This is a genomic window from Maricaulis sp., assembly GCF_015665295.1.
Taxonomy (GTDB): Bacteria; Pseudomonadota; Alphaproteobacteria; order Caulobacterales; family Maricaulaceae; genus Maricaulis.
Window position 1 is genome coordinate 73,226 of record NZ_JADFAJ010000004.1, and the last position, 6,504, is coordinate 79,729.

General features: G+C 66.1%; 3 protein-coding genes. 1 reads left to right on the forward strand and 2 read right to left on the reverse strand.

All coding sequences use genetic code 11. The annotated features are described in order from the left end of the window. Positions 1 to 27 precede the first annotated feature (27 nt). A complete protein-coding gene (locus tag QZZ02_RS02980) occupies positions 28 to 1,767 on the forward strand; it encodes a PAS domain-containing sensor histidine kinase (RefSeq protein ID WP_291842217.1) in 1,740 nt (579 codons plus the stop codon). Between the two features lie 261 nt (positions 1,768 to 2,028). Here QZZ02_RS02980 and QZZ02_RS02985 read toward each other — a convergent pair whose 3' ends face one another. Together QZZ02_RS02985 and QZZ02_RS02990 are read right to left on the reverse strand one after the other, a co-directional pair. Then, entirely contained in the window at positions 2,029 to 4,386 is a 2,358-nt protein-coding gene (locus tag QZZ02_RS02985) for a DEAD/DEAH box helicase (protein WP_291842219.1), read from the reverse strand. 567 nt (positions 4,387 to 4,953) lie between these two features. Continuing rightward, a partial coding sequence (locus QZZ02_RS02990; protein ID WP_291842221.1) for an ABC-F family ATP-binding cassette domain-containing protein occupies positions 4,954 to 6,504 on the reverse strand: 1,551 nt, incomplete at its 5' end.

A 6,504-nucleotide genomic window follows, 5' to 3' on the forward strand; every position in this document is an offset into this window, starting at 1 on the left:
AATGCGAGCGCACCACACCGATTCGAAATGAAGCCGAAAACGCCTGTCATAACAGCCTGGTTCGCACGCCAAGGCGGGACGCTCGTCAACCTGATCTGGCTTGGCACGCTGGCGGCTGCCTTGCCGCGGCTCTGGCCGATCCTTGACGGCTCTGCCGTCGAGAAAACGCTTCTGGTCGCCGGTATCGCCGCGCCGGCACTGCTCTCCTTCCTCCTGATCCCGCGCATGGACCGCGCCTTTGAACGTTTCCTGCTGGCCCTGGTTTGGACCGGGTTTGCCGTTGGCGTGACCCTGACCGGCGGTGGCATCACCGGGCTGGGCGTGCTGGCCTTCCTGCTCGCGCCTGCCATGGCGGCAGCCTGCGGCGAGCGTGACGGTGTGGTGAAGGCGGCAGCCCAGTCGGGTCTGGCAGCCCTCGTCGTGTCCGGACTGCAGCTGGCCGGTTTCATTGCGCCTGCACCGATGTCGGTCGAGCTTCACCTGCCTTTCGTGCTGGGCTGTGTCCTGACCCTGTCGACCGGCTTCGCCTTTGGTGCCCTGCGCGCCGTTCACGATGCCGACAAGGCGCGCGCCGAGGCCGAGCGCGGCCGTGTCCGCGCCAAGGCCTTCGATGCCTCGCCCGTGCCGCTGGTCGCCTGCGATGCGGACGGGCATATCCTTGCGGCCTCGAAGGGCCTGCGCGATCTGTCGCCCGGCCTGCCTCGTGACCTCAAGGGCCTGCCGCTCGCCGATCTCGGTTTTGACGAGGATGACCGCGCGCATCTCGCCGCATCCGGCCGCCGGGCCGCGCTGCGCGATGTCGAAAGCCAGCTGGTCATTCGCGGCGCCCGCGGTCACAGCGAAGATGTCCTGGTGCGCACCCGTCCGATCCATGGCGGCTCGGTGATCGCCCTGGCCAAGGACAGCGGTCCGGCGCTCGAGGCCGCCCTCGGTGAAGCCCGGCGCCAGCGCGAGGCCGCCGAAGAGGACGCCCGTGCGAAGTCGCAATTCCTCGCCTCGGTCAGCCACGAGCTGCGCACGCCGCTCAATGCGATCATCGGCTTCTCCGATGTCATGAAAGCGCGACTGTTCGGGCCGATGCCGGCGCGCTATGCCGAATATGCCGACCTGATCCATGAAAGCGGCCAGCACCTGATGGAGCTGATCGGCGACGTGCTCGACATGTCCAAGATCGAGGCCGACCGCTATGAGCTGGTCCGCGATACGTTTGATATCGGCGAAGTCGTCAATCTGTCAGCCAAGATGATGCGCCTGCAGGCCGAAGAGGCCGGCATCAATCTCAAGATCAAGCGCCATGACGGGCCGGTCCTGGTCAATGGCGATCGCAAGGCGCTGCGCCAGATCCTGCTGAACCTCCTGTCCAATGCCGTGAAGTTCACGCCCAGGGGCGGCGCGATCGTGGTCATGGCGCGCCCGGCCGGCGGCCAGCTTGTGCTGGCGGTCGGCGATAGCGGTGTCGGGATTGATCCGGAAGACGCCGGTCGTCTCGGCCAGCCCTATCAGCAGGCCGCCAATGCGCGCGACATCGAAAAGCGCGGCACCGGCCTCGGCCTGTCCCTGGTCCGCGCCCTGTCCGAGCTGCATGGCGGCTCGATGAATATCGCCAGCCGCAAGGGCGAGGGCACCACGGTGACCATCTCCCTGCCCATCCTCGCCGAGGACAAGGCCGAGATCGAAGCCCTGCCGGGTCTCGATGTCCGCCAGCAGATCCAGCGCGCCCAGGAAGCCAGCCACGACATGACGACCGCGAAGGCGGACGTGGCCTGAGTTCACGACCATGAAGGCCGGTCTTGTGAGGTGAAAGTGCGCCGCAGGCGCCGCTCCAGGAAATCCATAACGCTGTCATCCCGGACGCAGGCCCGGCCTTGAGCCGGGCGGAGATCCGGGACCCATTGTCGCGAATGCCGGCAGAACCGGGCGTATGGGTCCCGGGTCTGCGACCTGCCTTCGCAGGTCATCCGCCCGGGATGACAAAGGAAAGCGGTGCAGCCCTTTCCTCCCCACGCAGTGGGGAAAAGGAGGCTGGCCTCAGCCCTTCGGCTTGCGCTTCAGCGTGGCGCCCTTCTCGAACGGCTTGGCGCCATCCTTCTTGAAACCGGGTTTCTTGCCGGCCGGTTTGTCATAGCCGCCGGCCTTTTTCTTGAAGCCGCCCGGCGCGGGCTTGCGCTTGCGCGCCCAGCTGCTGTCCTCGCCCTTGTCGGGGCGGGCGTTGGGATTGGTCAGATCACCGGCGGGACGCGCCGGGCGGGCAGGCCGATCATCGCCGGACGGGGCCGGCTTGTCAGCGCGCGGACGCCGCGGCTTGTCGTCCTTCTTCCAATCGGACTTGTCGGCCCGGGGTTTTTTCTCCCAGGGCTTGTCGTCGCCACCGACCGGCGTGTCGGCGCGGTCGAAATCCGGCTTCGGCTTGCCCTTGAAGGGACGCTCACCCTCGGCCGTCTTGCCATAGGGTTTTTTCTCGTACGGCTTCTTGTCGCCCCAGGGTTTCTTGTCGCCAAAGGGTTTCTTGTCGCCGAAGGGTTTCTTGTCGCCGAAGGCCTTTTTCTCGTACGGCTTCTTCTCGTACGGTTTTTTCTCATAGCGTGGCTTGTCGCTGGCCGCCTCGTCACGCTCGCGCTGGTCGTGCGGCTTGCGATCCTCATAGGAACGCGGCGGCGCGTCATCGCGATTGCGGCTGACCGGATAGCCGTCGCTGTCGGTTTCGCGATGGCGGGACTTCTCGCGGTGACGCATTTTCGGCGTGCGGGCATCGGTCGGACCGTCATTCGGGCCGGCGCGCTGCATCTCCGAGCCATCATCCGGCGTCACGCGGATATTGTTCTCGCCGCCCCCGTTTTCGGCCAGGGCCTTGGCGAAGCGGTCGGCATGCTCGGCGTCGATCTCGAAACGGGTCTCGCTCTCGCCGATCTGGATCGAGCCGATCTCGCGCTTGGTCACATGACCGAGGCGGCAGATCAGCGGCAGCAGCCAGCGCGGCTCGGCCTTGGCCTTGCGGCCGGCGGACAGGCGGAACCAGACGCTCGACTTGAAATTCTCGCGCGGCTTGCGCTCGGGACGATCGCTCTGGGCTTCCGGACCGGACAACAGGTCCTCGGCCGAGGGCAGGGTCGCCATGCGGGCGCGCAGGAAGGCGGCGGCCAGCTGTTCGGCGGTGAATTTCTCAAGCAGGGCGTCGGTGTCGACCTTCATCGCCTCGTCGACCGCTTCGGTCAGGATCGGGTCGGCCATCAGGCGCTCGCGGTCGCGGGCGCGGACATCATCCGAGCTCGGCGCATCGGCCCATTCGGCCTGCAGCTTGGCATCGCGCAAGAGGCGCTGGGCCCGGCCACGCCGCGTGTGCGGGACGATGATCGCGCAGACACCCTTGGCGCCGGCCCGGCCGGTGCGGCCCGAACGGTGCAGCAGCACGTCGGAATTGGTCGGCAGGTCGGCATGGATCACCAGTTCCAGGCCCGGCAGGTCGATCCCGCGCGCGGCGACATCGGTCGCCACGCAGACGCGGGCGCGGCCGTCACGAAGGGCCTGCAGGGCGTGGGTCCGCTCTTTCTGGGTCAGCTCGCCGGACAGGGCGACAGCGGCAAAGCCGCGATTGCCGAAACGGGCCGACAGGCGGTTTACCGCTTCGCGCGTGGCGCAGAAGATGATGGCGCGCTCGGCGTCATAGTAGCGCAGCACATTGATGATCGCGTTTTCCCGATCGGACGGGGCGACCGACAGGGCGCGGTATTCGATATCGGCATGCTGGCCACGCTCGGAGACGGTCGAGATGCGCAGCGCATCCTTCTGGAAGCGGCGGGCGATATCGGCGATGGCGCGCGGCACGGTGGCCGAGAAAAGAAGGGTGCGGCGGCTCGCAGGCGCGGCGTCGAGAATGTATTCGAGGTCTTCGCGAAAGCCGAAATCGAGCATTTCGTCGGCTTCGTCGAGCACCACGGCCTTGAGCTGGGACATGTCCAGCGCGCCGCGCTCGATATGGTCGCGCAGGCGGCCCGGCGTGCCGACCACGATGTGGCAGCCGCGCTCCAGCGCCCGGCGCTCGGTGCGCGGATCCATGCCGCCGACGCAGGATGCGATACGGCCACCGGCCTCGCCATAGAGCCAGGCCAGCTCGCGCTCGACCTGCAGGGCCAGTTCGCGCGTCGGCGCGACGACCAGCGCCATCGGCAGGTCGGGCATGTTGAAATTGGTGTCATCGCCCAGAAGCGTCGGGGCGATGGCCATGCCGAAGGCGGCGGTCTTGCCCGAACCGGTCTGGGCCGAGACCAGCAGGTCGCGCCCGTCAGCCTCTTCCGCGATCACGGAGGACTGGACTTCGGTGAGGGCAGAATAGCCCTTTTTCTCAAGCGCAGCGGCAAGCGCCGGCGCAATGCGGGGATTCAAGGTCATATAAAGCTGTTTCCAGTGCCAAAATGCCGGCCAAACCCATCAATGGCCGGGTTCCATTGTCGTCCCGGAAAGGACGCCAAAGGGGCGGCTGGCCGGAATAGCGAGGCGTGTAGCACAGCTTCGACCCAAATGGCCAATCGCGCGGCAGCAGGACGGTTATGCAGATGTGGGGGTGAGCTTGGTGGGGACAGGTATCTTTAACGCGGGTGGCTGTCGGTGGCCGTGTCTATCGATGTGACGCGTTGAATATACCTGTCCCCAGTCGAGCCGCCGGATGCCCGCTTCGCGGGCACAGGTGGATGACGGTGGTTGTGGAGTTGAGGGCTTTCTTCCCCACCTGTGGGGAAGTGGGCCTCCGGAGCCTTGGCGAAGGAGGGTCGATGGGGTCCGAGCGAAGCGAGGATGGGCTTGGCGAGGGGTCGCCCATGCCGCCTTCGGCGTCACCCCTCCGTCTTGTCGCCTTGCGCCAAGACACCTCCCCACGATGTGGGGAGGAAAGGTGGAGGGCTTTGCGGCAGGCTGGCAGAGGTCCTCGCCCTTGATGGGGAAGGAGCTTCGAGCCAGGTCCTACCTTTTATCCGCCTGCAGGATCAGCTTTCTGTAGTCATTCAGATTGCCGTCATAGCGGTTGGCGCGACCGTCCTTGACCAGCCAGAGCTGGTCGGCCGTGCCTTCGGCGAGATAGACATCGTGGGTGATCAGCACGACGGCGCCATTATAGTCGTTGAGGGCGTAGATCAGGGCTTCGCGGCTGTCGATATCAAGGTGCGAGGTCGGCTCGTCGAGGATCAGGATGTGCGGCTTTTCCAGCGACATCAGGCCCAGCAGGAGGCGGACCTTCTCGCCGCCCGAGAGCCTCTCGATATTGGTCTCGACCTTCTCGTGGGAAAAGCCCATGGCCGCCGAAACGGCCCGGCAGCGCGACGGGGTGGTGCCTTCCGGCAGGGCGTCGCGGACATGGTCGAGCACGGTTTCGCCGGGGCGCAGCTCGTCCATCTGGTCCTGCGAGAAATAGCCGATGCGCAGCGAGCGGGCGGCGGTGCGCTCGCCCGACATGAGCGGCAGGCGCCGGGCGATGGATTTGACCAGGGTGGTCTTGCCCTGCCCGTTGGCACCGATGATGGCGATGCGGTCATCCGGATCGAGGCGCAGATCGACCTTGTCGAGAATCCTTGCATCCTCGCCATAGCCGACCGTCGCATCGCGCAATTGCAGAAGCGGCGCGGCCAGCTTGTCGGTCGAGGTGGGGAAGGAAAAGGGCGTGGTGCGCTCGGCCAGCGGGATGGTGATTTCCTGCATTTTCTGCAGCTGTTTCACGCGTGACTGGGCCTGGCTGGCCTTGGAGGCCTTGGCGCCGAACCGGTCGACGAAGGATTGCAGGTGGGCGCGGTCGGCTTCCTGCTTGGCGCGCTGGCTTTCCAAAAGCGCGGTCTTCGCGGCGCGCAGTTTCAGCCAGGCGTCATAGCCGCCCGGCGAGATCGAGAGCTGTTTGTGTTCCAGCGCCAGCGTATGGGTGACGCAGCGGTTCAGCATTTCCCGGTCGTGCGAGACGATCAGCACCGTGTGGGGATAATTCTTGAGATAGGTCTCCAGCCAGGCGGCGCCTTCGAGATCAAGATAGTTGGTCGGCTCGTCGAGCAGGAGAAGATCAGGCTGGGAGAACAGCACGCCGGCAATGGCGGCGCGCATGCGCCAGCCGCCGGAGAACTCGCTCGTCGGACGCGACAGGTCGGCGTCGGTAAAGCCCAGACCCATCAGGACTTCCGCCGCCCGGCTTTCCGCCGACCAGGCATCGATATCGGCCAGGCGGACATAGATTTCGGCGATCCGGTCGGGATCGGTCGCGGTTTCCGATTCCTGCATCAGTGAATGACGTTCGGCATCGGTCTCCAGCACGACTTCCAGGATCGTCGTCTCGGACGGCTGGACTTCCTGGGCGACCCAGCCCATGCGGGCGCCGCGCTGCAGGCGGATCGAAGTGTCCGACGAGGTGGGGTGTTCGATCTCTTCGCGGATCAGCCGCAACAGGGTCGACTTGCCGGTCCCGTTGCGTCCCACCAGGCCGACTTTCCAGCCACCGGAAATCTGCGTCGAGGCGTTCTCGAACAGCGACCGTTC

Excerpts from the sequence above, each read along its gene's own strand:
- QZZ02_RS02985 (WP_291842219.1), bottom strand. The coding sequence starts at position 4,386 with ATGACCTTGAATCCCCGCATTGCGCCGGCGCTTGCCGCTGCGCTTGAG.
- QZZ02_RS02980 (WP_291842217.1), top strand. The coding sequence starts at position 28 with ATGAAGCCGAAAACGCCTGTCATAACAGCCTGGTTCGCACGCCAAGGC.